The sequence below is a fragment of the Ferrovibrio sp. genome (genome assembly GCF_025869515.1).
Classification (GTDB): domain Bacteria; phylum Pseudomonadota; class Alphaproteobacteria; order Ferrovibrionales; family Ferrovibrionaceae; genus Ferrovibrio.
This window is the reverse complement of sequence record NZ_JAOZVR010000062.1, coordinates 1-20542: the sequence shown is the minus strand read 5'-3', so window position 1 is coordinate 20542 and position 20542 is coordinate 1. Positions and strand designations below refer to the sequence as shown.

The following is a 20542-nucleotide window of genomic DNA, read 5'->3' as shown; positions in this document are numbered from 1 at the left end:
TTTACTCGGCCGCCGAGGACTTCTTGGCGGCTTCGGCCGCAGCGCCGGCTGCCGCGATTTCACGACGACGCTTGCGCAGTTCCATCAGCGGATGGCCCTCAGGATAATCCGGTACATTCGGCTTGGAGACGCCGAGCATCACACACATCAGAGCCTCTTCCTGGCCTTCGTTGCGCAGGCCGCGGAACACGCCCGGCGGCACCGACACGACATCGCGATCCGACAACAGCGTATCGAAGCTTTCGCCCTCCAGCTCGAAGAACAGGCGCAGCTTCTGTGCCTTCAGCACGAAGAACACCTCTTCGGCATCATAATGCACATGCAACGGGCCTTCGCAGCCAGCCGGCAGGATCATGGTCGAGAAAGTGAAATGCTCCGACGGAATGGTGTTGGTGTCGCTGGCCACGCCGGTAGCGCCGGTGCCGATGTAGCGGCACTGGGCGCGGCGGTATTTCGGATCGAAATCAGCCTGGAACTTCAGGGCATTCCAGTCGTACTGGCGGGTCGAATAGCGGGCGATGCGCGATTCGATCCATTGCTGCAACGACTTTTCCTTCGGTTTTTCCCAGGTCGGGAACCAGTCCTTGGCAAACTGGGCGATCTTCTCGGTTACGCTCATGGCTTTGCTCCTTCAGGACACGCAGGTCTGTTCAAATCACTCAGGCGACGTCGGCGGCGCGCGGCGCCTCACCGGCAGTCGTTTTGGCTGCATTCAGCGCCCGCACCTGATCGCGGGCTTCCTTCTGCAGCACGGTGCGCACACGGCCGAGGCCGGCATCGTGCTGGTACAGAAATTCATGTTCGCGGGCCTGCGGTGCCATGTCTTCCAGCACGACACGGTCCTGCTCCAGCACGGCCCAGTGCAGGCCCTCCAGCCGGGCACGATAAAGGAATTTCCAGGTATCGCGCTGCCAGCCCTTCGGAATCCTGCGGATGCGCCAGAAGAAGACGCGGCAATGCTCCTCGTCCACCGGTGCCACCATGCCGACGATGGTGAAGGCGCCGCCCGGGCCGGCCTGTTTGCCATAGGGGATTTCCAGGCGCAGCCACAGCGCGTCGGTGACGCCGAATTCGGTCCAGTCGAAATTCACGCCGCGCTGGTTGGCCTTCTCGAAGACGAAACCGGTATCGGTCTTGCGCAGTCGCATTTCCGCATGCTTGTCGCCTTCGGCCATCGAATGCGACTGCGCATGCAGATAAGCGCCATGCATCGGATCCATCACATTGTCGATGGCGTAACGGTAATTGCACTTCCAGTGCGCTGTGCACAGGATCGCTTCGTAGTCGTCGGAGACGAGTTCCTCCGGCAAATTCAGTGGCGCGGGCTCAGCATGCAGGGCATCGCCGAACCACACGAAAATTGCGCCTGACTTTTCCTGCACATGATAGCTGCGCACGCAGCGCTTGCCCTCCATCGGCGCATTGGCCTGGGCCGGCACGCGGGCGACGACGCCATCGCCCTTTACTTCCACGCCGTGATACCAGCAGGCAACACGGTCGCCCAGCGACCAGCCGAGCGAGAGTCGTGCACCGCGATGCGGGCAACGGTCTTCCAGAGCATGCACCGCACCAGCGTCATCGCGCCACAGCACGATATTCTCCGACAGCCGCGTCAGGCCGACCGGCTTGTTGTGCACCATCCAGCTGGGTGCGACCGGATACCAGTAATTCCGCAGGCCCCGGTTCAACAAGGTTTCAACCTCTTGCATCTCGCTGGCATTGGCCATGGTCGGCTCCTTCTCAGACGGCCGTGCGCGACCGCGCCGGCAGGTAATGCAGCACACGATTCTCGATCAGCACGACAATGGCGTAGAGCACGATGCCAATCAGGGTCAGCAGAATGATGGCGACGAAGACCATCGCGGTGTTACCGGCGCCTTCGCCGAAGGTCAGCAGATAACCCAGGCCGGTATTGCCCCCGACCAACTCGCCGACCACCACACCGATCACGGCCAGGGTGGCGGCGATGCGCAGGCCGGCAAACAGCGGCGGCAGGGCGGCCGGAAACTCGATCTTCCAGAATACCTGGAAGCGGTTGGCGGTGAACGACCTGGCCAGCCGCACGATATCGGGATCGATCGCCCGCACCGCACCGAGCACATTGATCATCACCGGGAAAAATACGATCAGGATACAGACCAGGATCTTCGGATAGACAGTGTAGCCGAACCAGATGATGAACAGCGGTGCGAAGGCCACCTTGGGCGCGATCTGAAGCGCCAGGATATAAGGCGAGAGCACGAATTCTGTCGTTGGCGACATACCGAGCACGAAGCCGGCAAAGATTCCGAGCAATGCACCGAGCAAGAAGCCGACCGCCACTTGCATAGCCGTGATTCCAGTGTGGAAGATCAGCTTGTCCTTGGCCAGCATGCGCAGGAACTCGTCCCAGACCAGACTGGCCGGCGGGATGATGAAATGCGGAATGCCGAACCAGCCCGGCGCCCATTGCCAGACCGCGACGAAAACGACGAACAGCAGGAAACTGCCGGCCATCATGCGGCGCAGGTGGGGCTGGGTCAGGACTGTTTGCATTCTTACTTCACTCCCGCCGGCTAAGACCGATTACTGAACGAACTGATTGGTGTAGAGGTCCTTCACCGGGGTTTTGTCGCGGATCACGCCTTCCTTGACATAGAAATCCTGCAAGGCGGTAAGCCGGCTTTCATCCACCGCGCCCAATGTCTTCTGCCCCGGGTAAACATACTGGTTGTAGAGTTTGAATGACGCGACGATGAACGGCACGTTGCCGCTGTGCTCCGGTACGGCCTTGACGTAATCGGCGGCTGCGCCTTCCGGATTGTCCATGATGTCCTTCATGCCCTTCAGCGTGGCGCGGACCAGTTTCTGGATCAGCTGCGGGTTCTTCTGAATCACGTCATCGGCTGCGACAATGGCTTGCGCCATGCTCTTGAAATGCGCATCCGACGGAATAACCTCGATATTCATCTTGGCCGCCATTGCCTGGGCCGTCCATTCCGGCACCGCCGCCATGGCATCAGCCTCGCCGGCAACAAACAGCTTCCAGACGTTGACCGGGCCGGCAGCCTGGGCATTGACGTCATTCTTGGTCATGCCCTGGGTAGCGAGCATGCCAAGCAGTGCGAAGTAAGTGGTGTCCTGATAGGCCATCGCCGTGATGGTCTTGCCCTTCAGGTCCTTGACCGTCTTGACGCCCTTGTCCTTGTTGAGGACCAACTGCATCAACGAGCCGCCGCCTAGCAGCGCCACGGTCTTCACCGGCACGCCATTCGGGCGCACGATAATCGAGGTATCGCCGATACCGCCGCCGATCACGGCATTGCCTGCGCCGACCTGCTTGGCGACATCAACACCGCCCTTGCCGATCTGGAAATCGACATTGAGGCCTTCCGCTTTGAAATAGCCGCGCTGCTGTGCCACCATCCAGGGACCGAAAGCCGGCAGCGACTTGGGCGCCGGCAGCAGATAGGTAACATCCTGGGCGCGCACATCCTGCATACCTGCGGCAGCCACGACTGCCAGGCCGAGGCCGGCCAGTAAAATTTTACGCATCGTCGTCATCACATTCCCCTCCATGTTGATCACTGGTGTTGCGTTACGCTGCCGCCTGCTCGACGTGCAGCAAATCCATCAGGCGTTTCACATAGACGCCGACTTTAGGGTCCTGGCGCCGGGTCATCGGGTTGTCGCGGCCGGGAATCTCGACCGGAATTTCCTCGATGATGCGACCTGGGCGGTGACTCATTACCAGGATGCGGTCGGACAGCGCGATGGCCTCGACCAGGTCGTGGGTGATGAACAGTGCGGTCTTGCGGGTGTCAGCGAGTGTCCGGCCCAGATCCTGCTGCAGCACCATCTTGGTCTGGGCATCCAGCGCCGAGAAAGGCTCGTCCATCAACAGCACGACGGGATCGACCGCCAGTGTACGCGCCAGGGCGGCGCGCTGGCGCATGCCACCGGACAGCTGGTGCGGATAATGCTCGACGAAGTCGCTCAGCCGGCATTTCGCCAGCAGGGCCAGTGCGGTTTCGCGCCGCTGGGCGGCGGCCGTGCCCTGAATTTCCAAGCCTAATTCGACATTCTCGCGGATCGTGCGCCAGGGTAGCAGCAGATCCTTCTGCAGCATGAAGGCGACATGGCGATTGGGTTTCGTGACAAGTTCGCCGTCGACGAAGACCTGCCCCTCGGTGGCGGGATCAAGGCCAGATCCCATGTTGAGCAACGTGCTCTTGCCGCAGCCAGACGGACCGATCAGCGACACCACTTCGCCATCGGCGATACTGAAAGTGACATCCTCCACCGCCACCACCACGCCGCCCTGACGTGGATTGGCAAAGCGTTTGGTGACTTGGCGAAACTCCAGGCGCGCGGTGTCGGGCTTGGCAATCATGCGGCCTGCCCGTGCGCGAGGCGGGCCATCAGGCTCTGGTAATTCGCTTCGGTCCAGCTGCCTTCGGGATGGCGCGGACCGGCGGCGTTCAGTCTGGCGACGATGGCCGGCAGCTCATCGACGCCGTCGCGGAACATCGCCATCAGCGTATCGGCCAGCGTCGCTTCGAACTCTGTCAGGGCCGCCGGGCGGGTCTGCCAGGGGATGTTCGGTGCGCGCGCGGGTTGCTCGATGGCCTCCGGGCCGCCCTTGTTGGCGTCACCATCGGCACCGCCGGAATTACCGACCAGATAAGGGTTGAACTCCATCGCACCGCCCTCGCAGAAATGCGGCTAACGTTTTATTAGCAAAACGTCATTTCCTATATGCAACATCGTAGGGTTCAGTTACGGTGCTTGTAAAGCTGAATCTGTCGCAAACTTTTCGTCGATCTGTCTCATGACCGCTTTGCCGATATATCTCGCCGGTGACTGGCGCCCGGGCCGCGGAGCCCCGCTGATCACACGCAATCCCGCCAATAATGCAGCCCTTGCCATGGTCAGTACGGCGTCCGCGGAGGATGTCGATGACGCGGTGAAAGCCGCGCAGGTGGCGATGCACAATCCGGACTGGCGCGATCTGCTGCCGCATCACCGCGCGGCCTATCTGCATCGCATTGCCGCGCTGATCGAGCGCGACTCGGAAAGGCTGGCGCAGCTGCAGCGGCAGGATAACGGCAAGCCGATCCTGGAAACCCGTGCCCTTGTGGCCAGTGCGGCCGGCACCTTCCGCTTCTTCGCCGCCGCCTGCGAAACCCTAGAAGGCGACATCACGCCTTCGCGCGGCAACTACCTGTCCCTCAGCACGCATGAGCCATTTGGCGTCATCGCCGCGATCACGCCGTGGAATTCACCGATTGCCAGTGAAGCTCAAAAAGTGGCGCCCGCCCTGGCCGCTGGCAATGCCGTGATCATCAAACCATCGGAATTCTCACCTCTGCTGGCACTGGAGCTGGCAAAGCTGGCCGAGGAAGCCGGTCTGCCCAAGGGCCTGCTCAGCGTGCTGCCCGGCACCGGTGCCGTGACTGGCGCAGCCCTGGTGGCACATCCCGGCATCGCCAAGGTCACCTTCACCGGCGGTACGGCCACAGGCCGGGCAATCGGCCATGTGGCGGCAGAGAAGATCATGCCGGTATCGCTGGAACTCGGCGGCAAGTCGCCGAATATCGTCTTCGCCGACTCTGATATTGAGCAGGCCATCAATGGCGTGCTGTTCGGCATTTTCTCCAGCCAGGGCCAGAGTTGCATTGCCGGTTCCCGCATCTTTATCGAGGAGTCGATCTATGCAGGCTTCCGCGATCGCCTGGTGGAGCGCACCAAAGCCCTGCGCATCGGCGATCCGGTATCGGAACGCACCCAGATCGGCCCGCTGATCACGCCGCAGCAACGCGACAAGGTGGAAGGTTATGTCAGACTGGCGCAGCAGGAAGGTGGCCGGCTGCTCTGCGGCGGAACGCGCCCCACCGATCCCGCGCTGCAGGATGGCAACTACTTCATTCCGGCCCTGATCGAGAACTTGAGCAATCGCTGTCGCACGGCGCAGGAAGAAATCTTCGGACCGGTGGGCATATTGCTGCCTTTCCGGGATGAAGCCGCGCTGATCAATGACGCCAACGATACTGTCTTTGGCCTTGCCAGCGGCATCTGGACCAGCGATTTCCGCCGCGCCTGGCGTATCGGCCGCGCGCTCAATGCCGGCACGGTCTGGGTCAACACCTACAAGCAGTTCAGCATCGCGACGGCTTTTGGCGGCAATGCCGAAAGTGGGCTCGGCCGCGAAAAGGGCCGCGATGGCATCAAGGCCTATATGCGGCAGAAAAGCATTTATGTAGACATGTCCGGCCGCCCGATTCCGTGGGCGGATTGAGGAAGCGAACATGGATCTCGGGATTTCAGGACACACTGCCATCGTCTGTGCCGCCAGCAAAGGCCTGGGCCGCGCCTGTGCCGAAGCGTTGGCTGCCGAAGGCGTCAATATCGTGCTGAATGCGCGAAGCGCCGAGACACTGGAAAAAGCTGCCGCAGAGATCACCGCCCAATACAGGGTAACGGTAACGCCAGTCGCCGCCGATCTTTCCGCCGAATCTGGCCGCGCTGCCCTGCTGGCCGCCTGTCCGGCGCCGGATATCCTGGTCAACAATGCCGGAGGTCCGCCGCCGGGCGATTATCGCAGCTGGTCCGCAGCCGACTGGGAGCAGGCGCTCAACACCAACATGCGCGCACCGATTGCCCTGATCGGCGCTTATGCCGATGGCATGGCAGAACGCAAGTTCGGCCGTATTGTCAACATCACCTCCAGCGTGGTGCGGCATCCTATCGATGCCCAGGGCCTGAGCGCAGCCGCCCGCAGCGGCCTGCATGGCTTTGTGGCCACCATCGTGCGCGGGCTGGCAAAGAACAACGTGACGGTTAACAACCTGCTGCCCGGAGCGTTTGCCACCGACCGGCTTCTGTCGAACTTTGCCTTCCGCGCCAAACGCGAGGGCCAGCCGGTCGACGACGTGGTCGCCGCCCGCAAAGCCGAACTGCCGGCAGGCCGTTTCGGCGACCCGGCCGAACTCGGCCGGTTCTGTGCTTACCTATGCAGTGCCGGCGCGGGCTATGTCAGCGGTCAGAGTATCGTGCTGGATGGCGCCGCGCATCCGCAGGCGCTTTAACTCTACCGGAACAACGTGTCGATATAGGCGGCGCCAATCCCGATCTTCTCGTAATGGTTCCGGCACAGGTCGATGTAGTTGTGCACATCGAAATAACCGGCCGGCTCGCCATTCTCATCCAGCCAGATCAGCGGCCCGGTGACGGTGAAGAACACCTTCATCGGATCCTTGTGCTCATAGGCAACCAGCGTATGGCCCTCGCCTGGCGTTTCATAGACGAAATCGCCGGCCGCGGCAGTCCAGTCATGCTCCAGATAACCCCACTTTCCAGAGATCGTGTAGGCGAAGACTTCATGAGGGTGGTAATGCCGGTTTACCAGGCCGGCGCTTTTCGCCATCAGGATGTCGCACCACTTGTTCTGCGACGGTGAAATCCACAATGGTCGCGATGACACCGTATCAGTGAACGGCACATAGAGCCGCTCATCCTCGGTCGGTGCATTTTTGAGATAGACTTCCGGCAGGGCATCGTGCTGAAACACCTTGGCGATAGGCTTCAGGTCTTTCCAGAATTCAGTCGTGGCAAGTTCAGGCATAGGGCGCCCTCCTCTCCTGCTGCGTGTTGACGATCAGATATGCATGCCGCCGTCCGCCATCAGCACGCTGCCGGTGGTGAAGCTGCCGAGATCAGAAGCATGGAACAGCACCATGCGGGCGATCTCTTCCGGCCGGCCATGACGGCCGAGCGGAATGATGGAGTCCAGAAGCTTGGTGCCATCCCGGCCGGTGGCGGCGGATATGCCCTTCTCGATATCGAGCTGAAATCCATTGTCGATCGGACCCGGCGCAATCACATTGACGCGAATGCGGCGGGGCGCCGCCTCCTTGGCCACCGTGCGCATCAGGCCAATCACGGCATGCTTGGACGTCGCATAGGCGCAGATGCCGGGATCGCTGGTGACTCCCACCACGCTGGAGGTGATCAGGATGCTGCCGCCGTCATTCATCTGCGGCAGGCCGTATTTGCAGGCCAGGAAGGAGGCTCGTACATTCACCGCCATCACGGCATCGAACACATCTTCCGGATAGTCGGTCACCGGACGGATCACGCCGCTAATGCCTGCATTGCTGAACAGCACATCGATCTTGCCCCAGCGCGAGATCGTCTCGTCGATATAGCGCCTGGTACCTTCGGTGCTGGCCACATCGGCGGCACAGGCAGCGATATCCTTGCCCGACCCTCCAATGCTAGCGATGGCCGCCTCAATTGCCGACATGTCGCGATCAACCAGCATGACGCGACCGCCCTCGCGACGGAATTCTGCCACGGAGGCCAATCCCAGACTGCCGGCACCACCGGTGACGATACAGACCTTGCCATCCAGCAGAGCCATGGCGGGCCTCAGATCGGGAAGCGGCCGGGCTGGGTCTCGATGGTGATCCAGCGCAGCTCAGTGAATTGATCCATGCCGGCCTTGCCGCCGAAGCGGCCATAGCCCGATGCCTTGGTACCGCCGAAGGGCATCTGCGCCTCATCATGCACGGTCGGGCCATTCACATGGCAGATGCCGCTTTCGATGCGGCGGGCCACATCCATGGCGCGTGCAATATTGCGGCTGAAGACCGCGGCCGCAAGACCATATTCCGTGTCATTGGCGATCCGCACGGCATCATCGGTATCCTGCGCACGCACCACGCAGACCACGGGACCGAAGGACTCCTCGTGGTAGATGCTCATATCTGGCGTGACATGGTCGAGCACGGCGGCATCCATGATAGCACCTTCGGCGCGGCCGCCCGCCACCAGTTTGGCGCCTTTCGAGGTCGCATCCTTGATCAGGTCCTGCACCTTCTGCACGGCTTCCCTGCTGACCACGGCGCCGAGCGGGGTGTTGCCCTTGTGCGGGTCCCCGGCTACCAGGGTATTGGCCTTAGCGGCAAACTTGCTGACGAATTCATCAGCCACCTTGCGGTCGACCACCAGGCGCTCGGTCGACATGCAGATCTGGCCCTGATTCATGAAGGCGCCAAAAGCAGCCGCCTTCACGGCCTCGTCGATATCGGCATCGTCCAGCACCAGCATCGGTGCCTTTCCGCCCAGTTCCAGCAGCACCGGCTTGAGATAGCGGCCTGCGATCTCTGCAATGATGCGTCCCACTCTGGTCGAGCCGGTGAAATTGATCCGCCGTACCGCCGGATGGGCGATCAACGCCTCCACCACCGCTGCCGCATCGGTCGGAGCATTGGTGACGACATTGACCACGCCTGGCGGCAGGCCGGCATCGGTCAGGCATTCGGCGATCAGGCGATGGGTGCCGGGGCAGAGTTCAGATGCCTTCAGCACCACGGTGTTGCCGCAGGCCAGCGGCATTGCCAGCGCGCGGGTGCCCAGAATTACCGGCGCATTCCACGGCGCGATGCCCAGGATGACGCCGACCGGCTGGCGCACCGCCATGGCAATGCAGCCCGGCTTGTCGGACGGGATCACCTCACCGCCGATCTGGGTGGTCATGGCCGCAGCTTCGCGCAGCATGCCCGACGCCAGATGCACGTTGAATCCGGCCCAGCCAGCCGTGGCGCCGATCTCCGCCGCCATGCGGGCGATGAAATCGGGGGCTCGCGCCGCCATGGCATCGGCTGCCTTGTTGAGTAAAGCGCGACGCTCGTTCGGCCCCAGCACAGACCAGGCTGGAAAGGCCTTGGCGGCAGCATCGGCGGCTGCTCTGGCATCGGCCACATCGGCGGCGGCTGCCTTGCTGGCGACGCTGTCATTCAGGGGATTGCGGCGCTCGAAGGTGCGTCCCTTGGCGGCCGGCGCTGCCTTGCCGTCGATCAGCAGGTCGATGTTGAACATATCGTTTCTCCCATCCTCAGTGATTCAGACCGCCGATTGCGCCACGCCGAGATAGGCGCGCTGTACGGCGGGATCTTTTTGTAATGAAGCGGCCGCGCCCTGCCCGACGATACGACCGTTTTCCAGCAGATAGCCGCGGTCGGCGATGGCCAGGCTGCGCTTGGCATTCTGCTCCACCAGCAGCACACCGATACCGGCCTGACGGATGCGGGTTAATGCACCAAACAATTCGCCACACATCAGCGGCGACAGGCCCAACGAAGGTTCATCCAGCAACAGGATATCAGGCGCCGACATCAGGGCGCGGCCGATGGCGACCATCTGCTGCTCACCGCCGCTCATGGTGCGGGCAGCCTGGGCCAGGCGCTCGCCTAGGCGCGGGAACAGCGTCAATACCCGGTCCAGATTCTCCGCTTCACCTGCCCGCGCGCGTTTGGCATAGGCACCGAGCATCAGGTTTTCGCGCACGGTCAGTTCGCCGAAAATGCCTCGGCCCTCCGGCACCAGTGCGAGACCGGCCTCGACGATGGCATGGGCGCGCAGTCTGCTCAGATCGGCACCGGCCAGCATAATCCGCGCGCCACTGGCGGCCGGCTGGATACCACCGATGGCCTTGAGCAGCGAAGTCTTGCCACTACCATTGGCACCAAGGATGACAACGATTTCGGATTGCGCGACGGTCAGCGCGACGTTGTCGACGGCGCGATGCTTGCCGTAGGAAACGGAAAGATCGGCGATCTCAAGCATCCTCGTCTCCCAGATAGGCGCGAATAACCTCGGGATCGGCCAGAACGGCAGATGGTGTACCCTCTGCAATCCGGCGGCCGGCATTCATCACCACGCAGCGGTCGCAGAGGGAACGGATCGCATCCATGACATGCTCGACCATCAGGATGGCGATGCCGTCGCCGCGCAGCGAGCGCACCAGTTCGATACCCTGCAGCAGTTCGGTGGGATTCAATCCGGCGAGCCATTCATCCAGCAGCAACAGATCGGGCCGCAGAGCCAGCGCGCGGGCCAGTTCAAGCCGCTTCTGGTCGATATAAGTCAGCTCGGCGGTCATCACGCCGCCACGCCCGACGAGCCCCACGCGCTGCAACAGGTCATCAGCATTGGCATCGGCACGGACACCCCAGTCATTGCGGGTACCGAAGGCCAGGCCAGCCAGCACATTCTCGCGACAGGTCATCGAACCGAGCACGCGCACGAGTTGGAAGGTGCGGGCCACGCCCCGACGGGCAATGCGGAACGGTGCCAGTCCCTGGATGAAATCGCCGCGCAGCGCGACTGTGCCAGCATCGGGCTTCAGTGCGCCGGAAATCAGATTGAGGGCCGTGGTCTTACCTGACCCATTGGGCCCGAGCAGGCCGATAATTTCTCCCTTGAATACAGTGAGGTCGAGGCCGTCGACAGCCACCAGCCCACCGAAGCGGCGGGTCAGGCCCTGCACGGCCAGCAGAGGTGGCGCGTTCATGGCCGCGCCCCCTTCACCCTGGCCCACAGTTTCTCGGCCAGACCGGCAATACCATTGGGAATGGCATAGACGATCAGCATGAAGGCGATACCGATCAGGATGCTGAAATGATTCGGGAAGTTCGCCAGCAGGAATTCGAATAGCAGGGTCAGAGGTACAACACCGAGGACCGGTCCATAGAGCCGGTGCACGCCTCCCAGCAGTGCCATGATCAGCACCTGGAAAGACGTGACAGGATTGAAAGCGATCGCCGGATCGATATAGCTCCAGCGTGGCGCCATCACCGCACCGCAGAGCGTCATGAAGGCCGCGCTGAGCATGAATAGTGCAACCTTGGCCGCGGTCACATTAATTCCGACATGGCGCGCCACGGTTTCGTCATCGCCGATCACCCGCAGTGCAAGACCGAGGCGCGAGCGCCGGATCAGCAGGCCCGCGGCAAAGACCATGACGGCCAAAGCAAGCAGCTGCCAATATATCTGGTCGGTGGTGATGTCGACGAAAACATAGCGGCCCAGTGTGCGGGTCTTGTTGACTTCGAACCAGGTAACCAGCTGGCGCACCAGTTCGGCGAGACCGAAGGTGAAGATGACGAAATAAACGCCGGACAGGCGCAATGTAGAGAGGCCGATGATAAGCGCCAGAACAACGCCGATGCCAAGTGCGATCAGCAGCACCAGCGGCCAGGCCAGTACTTCACCCAGCACTGCCACCGTGTAGACTCCGATGCCGAAGAAGGCGACCGTGGCGAGCGAGACATAGCGCGTGGGGCCGGAAAACAGCGCCCAGGCTGTGGCCAGCACGGTATAGTTCAGCAGGCCGATGGCGAGTGACAGGCGATAGCCATCAGCCACCAGTGGCACGCAGGCCAGCATCGCGACCGCCACGGCTGCGCCGACAATTTTCACAGGCAATGGCAGTGTCATCGCCCGCCCCTGCCGAACAGACCCTGCGGACGCACCAGCAGGATGATCAGGAAAATGCTGTAGGTGGCGGCCAGGGTCAGGCCCGGATCAATCCAGGTCGCGACAAAGGTTTCAGTCAGACCAAGAATCAAGCCGGCGACAAGGGCGCCCAGCATGTTGCCGACGCCACCCATGATGACGACGATCAGCGCCTTCATGGTGAAGACAACGCCGATATTCGCGTTAAACGTCAGGAACATAGACACCAGCACACCGCCGGCAGCAACGAGTCCGCCGCCCAGGGCAAAGGCGATTGCGGCGGCGGCGCGCACGTCGATGGCAACCAGCTGGGCGGAAACCGGATCAACTGCCACGGCGCGCAAGGCCGTGCCGGCACGCGTGCGGGTCAAGCCGATATAGAGGGCCAGGCCGATCACCGCAGCGAAAGCCAGCGCCAGCAGGCGATTGGCCGCTATGGTAACGCCGAATACGTCGACCGGAATGGCAAGGAAAGAGTAGCTGTAATAAGCACCGCCAAATAATACGAGCATGACGCCCTGCACCACGAACAGCAGTCCGAAGGTGGCGAGGATGCTGTCCACCTCCAGCGCATCGCGAGTCTTGGCACGGCGTACCAGCGGCAGCAGCAGGATGCGGTAAATTACCCAATTGATAACAAGCGCTGCCGGTGCCACCATAGCCATCCCGATCAGCGGATTGAAGCCGGCAACGGTGAACAGCCAGAACACGGCAAAAGCGGCGGCGACCAGGATTTCGCCGTAGGACAGATTCATGATCCGCGCCACGCCATACTGGAGCGTCAACCCCATGGCGACCAGCGCATACATGCCGCCGAGCGTGATGCCCGTCAGCAGGGCTTCGACAAACATATCAACTTGACCTTCAGAAACGAAATTTCGGGCGCGGCGACAACAGGGTGGGTCGCCGCGCCCGCTACATGATTACTTCCAGGCCGGCTTCGGGATCACCATCGGCTTCATATTGGCACCATCCGGCGCGATGCCGGTGAAGAAGCCATTCTGCCACTGGCCGATATAGGCATAGGTACCTTTCGGCGGCATATTGTCGACAAGCTTGATCTTGCCCAGCACGGTATCGAAAGTGCCAGTCTGCAGTTCCTTGACGATAGCCGCACGGTCGATCTTGCCGACGCGCTCGACCGCCTGCTCCAGCATCTGCAGCGAGACGTAGCCGAGCTGGCTGCCCCAGTAATCCGGGTCACGGCTGTGCATGGCAACATGCTTCTTGCGATACTCGGCGGTGCCTGCGTTGTTCGGATTCCAGCCACCGAGCGACATGATACCTTCGACATTGGCACCAAAGCGCTGCGGGAATAGCGGGAAGCCCGTGCCCACGCCAGTGAACATCACCTTCGGGGCAAAACTTGCCACCTTGGCTTGATCATTAATCGCCACAGTATCCGGCGGATAGCTGAAGGCAATGAAAGTATCGGCGCCAGAACGCTGCGCTTCACTGATCATTGGCGACATGTCCTGAGTGCCGACCGGATAGCTCTTGTCCATCGCCAGCTTGAAGCCGGCCTTGCCAAGACCATCGCGGGCAGCCTTGGACAGATCGATGCCGAAACCATCAGCCACACTGATCATGGCGACAGTGCCATTGATCTTGCCGGCCTTCTGCTGCTTGGACAGCAGATCGACCAGAGCATTGATATATTGCACACTGGTGCCGAGGAACCAGAAGCTGTTCGGCCAGCGCTTGACCAGGGCCGGTGCCTGATCGGTCACGGCGCTGAAGGTCAGCTGCGGATAGCCGTATTTATTGAAGACCGGGCCGACGGCCAGGTTGAGGCCGGTGCCCCAGGGCGGCAGCAACAGGTCGACTTTGTCCTGGGTGATCAGGCGTTCTACCGCACGCACGGCCTCTTCGGAATTCGAGCGGTCGTCATATTCGATTACCTCGATCGGCACGCGCTTGCCGCCGATCATCAGGCCGCCCTTGTCGTTCAGCTCCTTGAACCACAGCTGGTAGTTCGGAATTTGGGTGATATTGGCGCCGCCGGCGTTTGGCCCCGTCTTCGAAATGGCATAGCCGATCTTGATCTTGTCCTGAGCCAGTGCCTGGTTTGAGGCCGCCAGCGACAGCGTGCCAGCCAGGCCGACAGCCAGCGCGGCCGCCAGTATGCGGAATCTGCGTGTCATTTGTTTCTCTCCCTATCGGCCGGGGTCATGACCGCCGGCAGTGTTATGAAAGTAGCCACTGCCTGGCTTGGCTTCTTGCCCGAGAAGGAACCGAAACTTATCCCAGAGCGAACGACAGTCCGCATACGCATGCCCTTTTGCAGCGCAGCAAGTCTCTGGAATTCCATGAAATTGACGAATCCGTAGGTACAAGAACCATTCCGCTTTCCGCTTAACCTGGCGGGGCTTCGCGGTTAAACTCATATTAGTTGGAGGCCCAACGAAGGGGAGGGAAAGTGAGCGCGATTGCGGTGGTTTCCACCTCGCAGGTCGCACCAGCCGAGCGGCTGGCGCTGTGGGGTGACTTCGTGGGGCGCCATATCGGCCATCTGCAATCCGATACCTTCGGCGACAGCCGGTTCGATGGTCGCCTGGAACTGGGCGATATCGGCGGACTGAAGCTGTGCCGGATCGTAGCCAGCCGACATCGCGTGGTGCGTACGCCCAACCAAATTCTGAATGACGATCGCGGCTATGTAAAGATCGTGGCGCAGATCGAGGGTGCCGGTCGTTTCGAGCAGAATGGCCGCAAGCTTATACTGACGCCCGGCGAGTGGAGCATGTATGACACTACGCGCACCTACATCGTCTCCAACCCGGAACCTATCAACCAACTGGCGCTGTTGCTGCCGCGGGACCGCCTGACCCGGCTTGGCCTTAACCTGGACGACGCCGCCGTACACCGCTTTTCAGGTCGGCAAGGCGTTGGCCGCCTGGTCTTCGATCTTCTCTCTTCCGCCTTTGCGGAATTGCCCGCGCTGGCCGGACCGCGGGGCGGTGGTGAATTTGCCGACACCATTGCCAATCTGGTGCGCCTGGCGGTTCTGGATCAGATGGGCGTGCAAAGCGATTCTGCAATGCGTGAGACCACGCGTGATCGGGTGAAGGCTTTCATCCAGGCCAATCTGCAGGATCCGATGCTCTCGCTCGACCGCGTGGCAACTGCCGTCGGCTGCACGAAGCGCAATCTGCATAAACTGTTCACGATTGAAGACGAGACCTTGAACAGCCATATCTGGAGCTGCCGGCTCGACCGCGTGCGCCAGGATCTGGCCAATCCGGCCTTACTGCAACGCTCGATCACCGATATCGCTTTTGCCTGGGGATTCAATTCCTCGACGCATTTCAGCCGCAGCTTCCGCGAACGCTATGGTGTTGCGCCGCGCGCCTACCGCAGCATGACCCATAAGGATGGTGTTTTCTGGGCCGCGGCAAACAATGCACCCGTGTAGAGCCTGGCCCCCTGTCACTTTCGGCCGCGCACCAGGCCTGATTGCTCCGCATGGCAATCCAGCCCCAGAGTTTCAAACATGCTGCCGGGTACGGATTTAGCGGCAGGCAAACGAACGCACCCCAGAACTACCCTCGTACCTCCAGTCCATGTGGACTGGCGCGATAGCCGGTCAGCGTCTTGTCGGCATGGGTCAGCCGCCAGTTCAGCATCTTCTGGGCGTATTCCATGATCTTGGGTGCATAGGCCGGATCGTTCGCCACATTCTTCAGCTGCTGCGGGTCGTTCTTCAGATCGAAAAACAGCGGCGGCAAGGCGGCGAAATGGACATATTTGTAATCGTCGTCCTGCACCACGGCGAGCGAACTCTGGTCCATCGCCGTGCCGAGCACACCTTCCGGCTTGGAATAGAAAATGTCGCGGAAGTCGAATTCGTAATGCACCTCAGTGCGCCAGTTGGCCGGTGCGGCGCCATAGGTGAAATCGAGTAGCGAACGGCCGTCGCACTGGCGCGGAATCTCGGCGCCGATCCACTCCAGGATGGTGGGCATGGTATCGACCGTTTCCGTATAGCGGTCGACGATCTGGCCGCGGGTCGACTCTGCTGCCCGGTCGGGATTGCGAATGATCATCGGGATGCGGAAGCTGCCGTCGAAATAGGCCAGCTTGCCGAGCAGGTAATGGTCGCCAAGCTGCTCGCCGTGATCGCAGGTGAAGACGATCAGCGTGTCATCCCACTGCCCGGTCTCCTTGAGGAACTGGAAGACGCGGCCGAGATGATCGTCGATCTCGGTCATCAGGCCGAAATAGGTCGCGCGCATGACGCGCACCTCCTCCTCGCTCATCGCCGAGCCGAGCTTGCTGGCGCCCTGGAAGAAGCCGCGCTGGTTCACGCTGTCGATGTAGAATTTATGCAGCGGATGCATGGCCGCTGCCTCGTCCACCGTGGCATGCCGCACCGGCGGCGCCATGTCGGCCGGGTCGTACATGGTGTTGTAGGGTTCGGGCGCGATGAAGGGCGGATGCGGCCTGTAGTAGCCGAGATGCAGGAACCAGTTGCGGTTGCTGGCGCCGTTCAGATAGGTAAGCGCGCGTTCGGTGAACCAGGCGGTGTCGGACAGCTCCTTGGGCAGCTGGCCGGGCGCGCGCGTGGCGCCGGGCTCGCCCGCCGCCGGGCGCCAGACATCCTCCGGATTCTCCGGCAGGACATGGCCCCTGGAGGCCATCCAGGCGAAATAGGCTTCCTTGTAGGGCTCGAAGGCGCCGACTGGGCGGAAGCCGTCCATGATGTCGCCGAGCACGAAGAAGCGCGGATCGTTCGGGCCGGTCGTCCTCGGATCCGGCGTCGTCGTCGTATAGCCGATCAGCGCGGGATCGTAGCCGTTGCGGCGCAGCTCGTGGCCCAGATTGGTGAAGCGGGAATCGAGCGGAATGGTGTTCTGCACTGCGCGATGCGTCATCTGGTAAAGGCCGGTGAGCAGCGAGGCGCGCGCCGGGCCGCAGGGCACCGCGGTGGTGAAGTGATTGCGGAAGGTGACGCCCTCGCGGCACAGCATGTCGAGATTGGGTGTCTTCAGCCCTGGCGTGCCGAGATGGGACAGGATGTCGCCGCGCCACTGGTCAACGACGATGAGGAGGATGTTCTTGCGGGCCTTGTCACTCATGACTGCTTCTCCGAACTGCGATGGCCAGATCAGGCCGATCTGTGGTGAATACGTCGACGCCAAGCGTGAAGGCGCGGCGGATGGTATCTTCCGTATGGCAACCCCAGGCACCGATGCTCACGCCGACGCGGCAGGCTACAGCAATATTGGTGTCATCGAGCAGCGTGATGGGAACGCTGAGCGATCTGATACTGCGACGCTGGGCCAGGGCGGCCACATCTTCCATCGCGCCGATATGGCGATACACGTCCGGTGCCATCAGCCAGATGAATTCCTGCGCCGGACCGCATTGTACGGCTTCAGCCAGAGTCGGCAGATGGAAGCTGGTAACAATGGCGCGGTCGATCATGGCCGTCTGCCGCAGAATGTCGAACAGGCGTGCAGGAAGACCCGGATAAGGGCGATAATCTGCCCCAGCCTTGAATTCGATCCGCAGGGCCAACTGTGTCGGCGCAAAAATCTCGATCACCTCTTCGAGCAGCAGCGGCCGGCCGTCGCCGGTATTCTTCAGAACCAATTGGCTGAGCGTGGTCCAGTCCCGGGCCGCCACTGGGCCCGTGCCATCGGTGGTGCGATCCAGCGTGGCATCATGGATAACAACAAGGCGACCGTCACTTGACGGATGGATATCGAACTCGACCTGCTCGACAGCCAGTCGTGCCGTATTCTCGAAAGCGATGCGGCTGTTTTCCGGCCAGAGATAGGCGCCGCCACGATGCGAAGCGATAGCAGTCATTTCAGCGTGGGATCGAGACGGTCGCGCAGCCAGTCGCCCAGCATGCTGATGGACAGCGTGGTCAGCACGATCACGGCGCTGGGCGCCAGCATGATCCAGGGGGCGCGGGTGATGTATTCGCGGCCGTAACCGACCATGTTGCCCAGCGAGGTGAGCGGCGGCTGCACACCAAGCCCGAGGAAGGACAGGCCGCTTTCCAGCAGAATGATCTCGGGGAAGGTCAGCGTCATCGACACGATCAATGTGGAGGCGATGTTGGGCAGTACATGGCGGCCGTAGATGCGCGCCGATCCGGCACCGAGCTGGCGCACCGCAGCGGCATAGCCCTGTTCATTGGCCGCCAGCGCAAGGCCGCGCGAGATGCGGGCATAGCGTTCCCAGCTGTGGAAGCCCATCAGCACGACGAACAGCGTGACTGAATTGCCGAAGAAGGCCAGCACCGACAGCGCGATGATCATGAATGGCATGCTGGCCTGGAAGTCGATCAACACCAGGATCACCGATTCGATGCGGCCACGGAAATGCGCCGCTGCTAGGCCCAGCGCGGTGCCGAGCGTGGCAGCGATCAGCGTGCCGAAGAAGGCAATGAGCAGGCTCATGCGGATCGACATGATCAGCCGCGACAGCACGTCGCGACCCAGCTCATCGGTGCCGAGCGCATGGTTCAGGGCGCCGCCCATACCGATCGGCGGCTGCAGGCGGGCCTTGAGATCGAAGGCCGTGAAACTGTAGGGCGTCAGCAGGTCGGCGCCCAAAGCCAGCACCAGCATCAGCCCGATCCAGACCAGGCCGAGCAGCACGCCGGGCGGGAACGCCGTGAAAAAGCGCCTGAGCACGCGTCGGGTTGACGCAGGATTCTCGACTGGCAGCGGCGCGGTAATATCGGTCACAGCGCGTTCCTCAATGTTGTGCCCGGCCACGACGCAGCCGCGGGTCGAGCCAGCCATAGGCGAGATCGACGCAGAGATTGGCCGCCACCATGGAGAGCGCGATGGCAAGCAGGATCGCCTGCACCACGGCGAGGTCGCGATTGGCCACGGCCGAGACCAGCAGCCGGCCGACGCCAGGCCATGCAAAGACACTCTCCACCACGACAGCGCCGGCGATCAGGCTGCCGACCATGAAGCCGATGATGGTGACGGTGGGGATCGCCGCATTGGGCAGGGCATGATCGGCGACCACGCGGCGCCAGGGCACGCCCTTGGCCGATGCCGTGCGGATATAGGGCTGGCCGAGCACTTCCAGCATGGCCGAGCGCGTGAAGCGGGCCAGGATCGCGGCGCCGGAAACGCCCAGCGTGATGATTGGCAGAATGGCGGACTGCCAGCCGTCATTGCCGCTGGAGGGCAGCCAGCCGAGCTGCACCGAGAAAACCAGCACCAGCAACAGCGCCAGCACGAAGCTGGGCACCGTGAAGCCGGCCACCGACACCATCATGGTGAGCCGGTCGAGTGCCGAATTGCGATAGAGCGCAGCAAAGATGCCGGCGGGAATCCCCAGCACCAGCTTGATCATGAAGGCGGGAATGGTTATCGCCAGCGTCATCGGTACGCGTTCCAGCACCAGATCGACGGCCGGACGGCCATCGCGCATCGAATTGCCGAAATCGCCGCTCAGCGCATTGATCGCATAGGCGAGATACTGTTCCCAGATCGGCCGGTCCAGGCCCCAGGATTTGCGGAAGGCCTCGATGGCCTCGGGTGGCGCATCGACCGACATGATGAGCAAGGCCGGATCGCCCGACAGACGCAGCACGACGAAAGCAAAGGTGACGACAAAGCCGATGGTGAGGGCGGCACGGGCGATGCGGGAGGCGACAAAGGACAGCATGCTTTGACCTTATGCAGCAGCGCGGTCGAGATGATCTGGCGCCACGGCATGGCAGGCAACCTGACGGCCATCGGTCAGAACGCGCAGGGCGGGCGCCGTTTCGGCGCACAATGCTGTGGCGCGCGGACAGCGCGTGCGAAAGGCGCAGCCGGACGGCGGATTGGCCGGATCGGGCGGATCGCCCTTGATCGGCGCCGGCCGCGCCTCGCCATGACGGACGACAGACGGAATCGCAGCCAGCAGCGCCCGGGTATAGGGATGCTGCGGATCGCGGAACAGGCTTTCGGCTTCGCCGTATTCGACAATGCGGCCGAGATACATCACCGCCACATCATGACTGATCTGGCGCACCACCTTGAGATCATGGCTGATGAAGACATAGGCCAGATTGAGTTGCTCCTGCAGATCCAGCAGCAGGTTGACCACCTGGGCCTGGATCGAGACATCCAGCGCCGAGATAGGCTCGTCGCAGACCAGCAGGCGCGGCTGCAGGATCAGCGCGCGTGCCAGCACCACGCGCTGGCGCTGGCCGCCCGAGAGTTCATGCGGATAGCGTTCGGCATGATGCGGCTGCAGGCCGACGGCGGCGGCCAGGACATCTACCAGATCGCCGCCGAAA

Annotated in this window: 22 protein-coding genes; 3 read left to right on the top strand and 19 right to left on the bottom strand. The window is 62.1% G+C overall.

Going from position 1 to position 20542, the window contains the following annotated elements; all coding sequences use genetic code 11:
* Position 1 precedes the first annotated feature (1 nt).
* Genes OJJ21_RS10440 through OJJ21_RS10415 form a run of 6 tightly spaced genes read right to left on the bottom strand, consistent with a single transcriptional unit; the run spans position 2 to position 4680 of the window.
* Positions 2-619 carry a cupin domain-containing protein gene (locus OJJ21_RS10440; RefSeq protein WP_366092777.1) on the bottom strand — a complete coding sequence of 206 codons (618 nt, stop codon included), beginning with the start codon at positions 617-619 and terminating at the stop codon, positions 2-4.
* A 40-nt stretch (positions 620-659) separates the two neighbouring features.
* Complete coding sequence (locus tag OJJ21_RS10435) at positions 660-1727, bottom strand: aromatic ring-hydroxylating dioxygenase subunit alpha (protein ID WP_366092775.1); 1068 nt, start codon at positions 1725-1727, stop codon at positions 660-662.
* A 13-nt stretch (positions 1728-1740) separates the two neighbouring features.
* Positions 1741-2535 (bottom strand): ABC transporter permease, encoded by a 795-nt coding sequence (locus tag OJJ21_RS10430; RefSeq protein WP_297685897.1) that lies wholly within the window; start codon positions 2533-2535, stop codon positions 1741-1743.
* Positions 2536-2565: 30 nt separating this feature from the next.
* Positions 2566-3543, bottom strand: coding sequence for an ABC transporter substrate-binding protein (locus OJJ21_RS10425; protein ID WP_297685895.1), 978 nt, complete (start codon positions 3541-3543; stop codon positions 2566-2568).
* A gap of 34 nt (positions 3544-3577) precedes the next feature.
* Positions 3578-4372: an ABC transporter ATP-binding protein gene (locus OJJ21_RS10420; RefSeq protein WP_297685893.1), complete on the bottom strand. Its 795-nt coding sequence runs from the start codon at positions 4370-4372 to the stop codon at positions 3578-3580.
* Complete coding sequence (locus OJJ21_RS10415; protein ID WP_297685891.1) at positions 4369-4680, bottom strand: recombinase-like helix-turn-helix domain-containing protein; 312 nt, start codon at positions 4678-4680, stop codon at positions 4369-4371. The genes OJJ21_RS10420 and OJJ21_RS10415 overlap by 4 nt, the downstream gene beginning before the upstream one ends.
* 130 nt (positions 4681-4810) lie before the next feature.
* On the opposite strand from OJJ21_RS10415, the gene OJJ21_RS10410 reads away from it, so the two are divergent.
* Together OJJ21_RS10410 and OJJ21_RS10405 are read left to right on the top strand one after the other, a co-directional pair.
* Entirely contained in the window at positions 4811-6277 is a 1467-nt protein-coding gene (locus tag OJJ21_RS10410; protein ID WP_297685889.1) for an aldehyde dehydrogenase, read from the top strand.
* 10 nt (positions 6278-6287) lie between these two features.
* Positions 6288-7067 (top strand): SDR family oxidoreductase, encoded by a 780-nt coding sequence (locus OJJ21_RS10405; protein WP_297685887.1) that lies wholly within the window; start codon positions 6288-6290, stop codon positions 7065-7067.
* A gap of 2 nt (positions 7068-7069) precedes the next feature.
* Here OJJ21_RS10405 and OJJ21_RS10400 read toward each other — a convergent pair whose 3' ends face one another.
* From OJJ21_RS10400 to OJJ21_RS10365, 8 genes are all read right to left on the bottom strand, one after another.
* On the bottom strand, positions 7070-7603 hold the full coding sequence (locus OJJ21_RS10400) for a 2,4'-dihydroxyacetophenone dioxygenase family protein (protein ID WP_297685885.1): 534 nt from the start codon (positions 7601-7603) through the stop codon (positions 7070-7072).
* A gap of 33 nt (positions 7604-7636) precedes the next feature.
* Positions 7637-8401, bottom strand: a complete 765-nt coding sequence (locus OJJ21_RS10395; RefSeq protein WP_297685883.1) for an SDR family NAD(P)-dependent oxidoreductase — start codon at positions 8399-8401, stop codon at positions 7637-7639.
* 8 nt (positions 8402-8409) lie between these two features.
* Entirely contained in the window at positions 8410-9861 is a 1452-nt protein-coding gene (locus OJJ21_RS10390) for an aldehyde dehydrogenase (RefSeq protein WP_297685881.1), read from the bottom strand.
* Positions 9862-9885: 24 nt separating this feature from the next.
* A complete protein-coding gene (locus tag OJJ21_RS10385) occupies positions 9886-10608 on the bottom strand; it encodes an ABC transporter ATP-binding protein (protein WP_297685879.1) in 723 nt (240 codons plus the stop codon).
* Positions 10601-11335 carry an ABC transporter ATP-binding protein gene (locus OJJ21_RS10380; RefSeq protein ID WP_297685878.1) on the bottom strand — a complete coding sequence of 245 codons (735 nt, stop codon included), beginning with the start codon at positions 11333-11335 and terminating at the stop codon, positions 10601-10603. Before OJJ21_RS10380 ends, OJJ21_RS10385 begins: the two co-directional genes overlap by 8 nt.
* Positions 11332-12261, bottom strand: coding sequence for a branched-chain amino acid ABC transporter permease (locus OJJ21_RS10375; protein ID WP_297685876.1), 930 nt, complete (start codon positions 12259-12261; stop codon positions 11332-11334). The genes OJJ21_RS10380 and OJJ21_RS10375 overlap by 4 nt, the downstream gene beginning before the upstream one ends.
* On the bottom strand, positions 12258-13130 hold the full coding sequence (locus OJJ21_RS10370) for a branched-chain amino acid ABC transporter permease (protein ID WP_297685874.1): 873 nt from the start codon (positions 13128-13130) through the stop codon (positions 12258-12260). The genes OJJ21_RS10375 and OJJ21_RS10370 overlap by 4 nt, the downstream gene beginning before the upstream one ends.
* Before the next feature lie 72 nt (positions 13131-13202).
* Positions 13203-14423, bottom strand: coding sequence for an amino acid ABC transporter substrate-binding protein (locus OJJ21_RS10365; RefSeq protein WP_297685872.1), 1221 nt, complete (start codon positions 14421-14423; stop codon positions 13203-13205).
* Positions 14424-14698: 275 nt separating this feature from the next.
* Here OJJ21_RS10365 and OJJ21_RS10360 point away from each other — a divergent pair, with 275 nt between their 5' ends.
* Positions 14699-15694 (top strand): helix-turn-helix domain-containing protein, encoded by a 996-nt coding sequence (locus tag OJJ21_RS10360; protein ID WP_297685870.1) that lies wholly within the window; start codon positions 14699-14701, stop codon positions 15692-15694.
* Between the two features lie 127 nt (positions 15695-15821).
* Here the strand turns inward: OJJ21_RS10360 and OJJ21_RS10355 are convergent, their stop codons facing one another.
* From OJJ21_RS10355 to OJJ21_RS10335, 5 genes are all read right to left on the bottom strand, one after another.
* Positions 15822-17357: an alkaline phosphatase family protein gene (locus OJJ21_RS10355; RefSeq protein ID WP_297685868.1), complete on the bottom strand. Its 1536-nt coding sequence runs from the start codon at positions 17355-17357 to the stop codon at positions 15822-15824.
* Entirely contained in the window at positions 17350-18093 is a 744-nt protein-coding gene (locus OJJ21_RS10350) for a glycerophosphodiester phosphodiesterase family protein (RefSeq protein ID WP_297685866.1), read from the bottom strand. The genes OJJ21_RS10355 and OJJ21_RS10350 overlap by 8 nt, the downstream gene beginning before the upstream one ends.
* Positions 18090-18983, bottom strand: a complete 894-nt coding sequence (locus OJJ21_RS10345; RefSeq protein ID WP_297685864.1) for an ABC transporter permease — start codon at positions 18981-18983, stop codon at positions 18090-18092. The genes OJJ21_RS10350 and OJJ21_RS10345 overlap by 4 nt, the downstream gene beginning before the upstream one ends.
* Before the next feature lie 10 nt (positions 18984-18993).
* A complete protein-coding gene (locus OJJ21_RS10340; RefSeq protein WP_297685862.1) occupies positions 18994-19923 on the bottom strand; it encodes an ABC transporter permease in 930 nt (309 codons plus the stop codon).
* A 9-nt stretch (positions 19924-19932) separates the two neighbouring features.
* Positions 19933-20542 (bottom strand): ABC transporter ATP-binding protein (locus tag OJJ21_RS10335; RefSeq protein ID WP_297685860.1); only part of this gene is annotated, 610 nt, incomplete at its 5' end.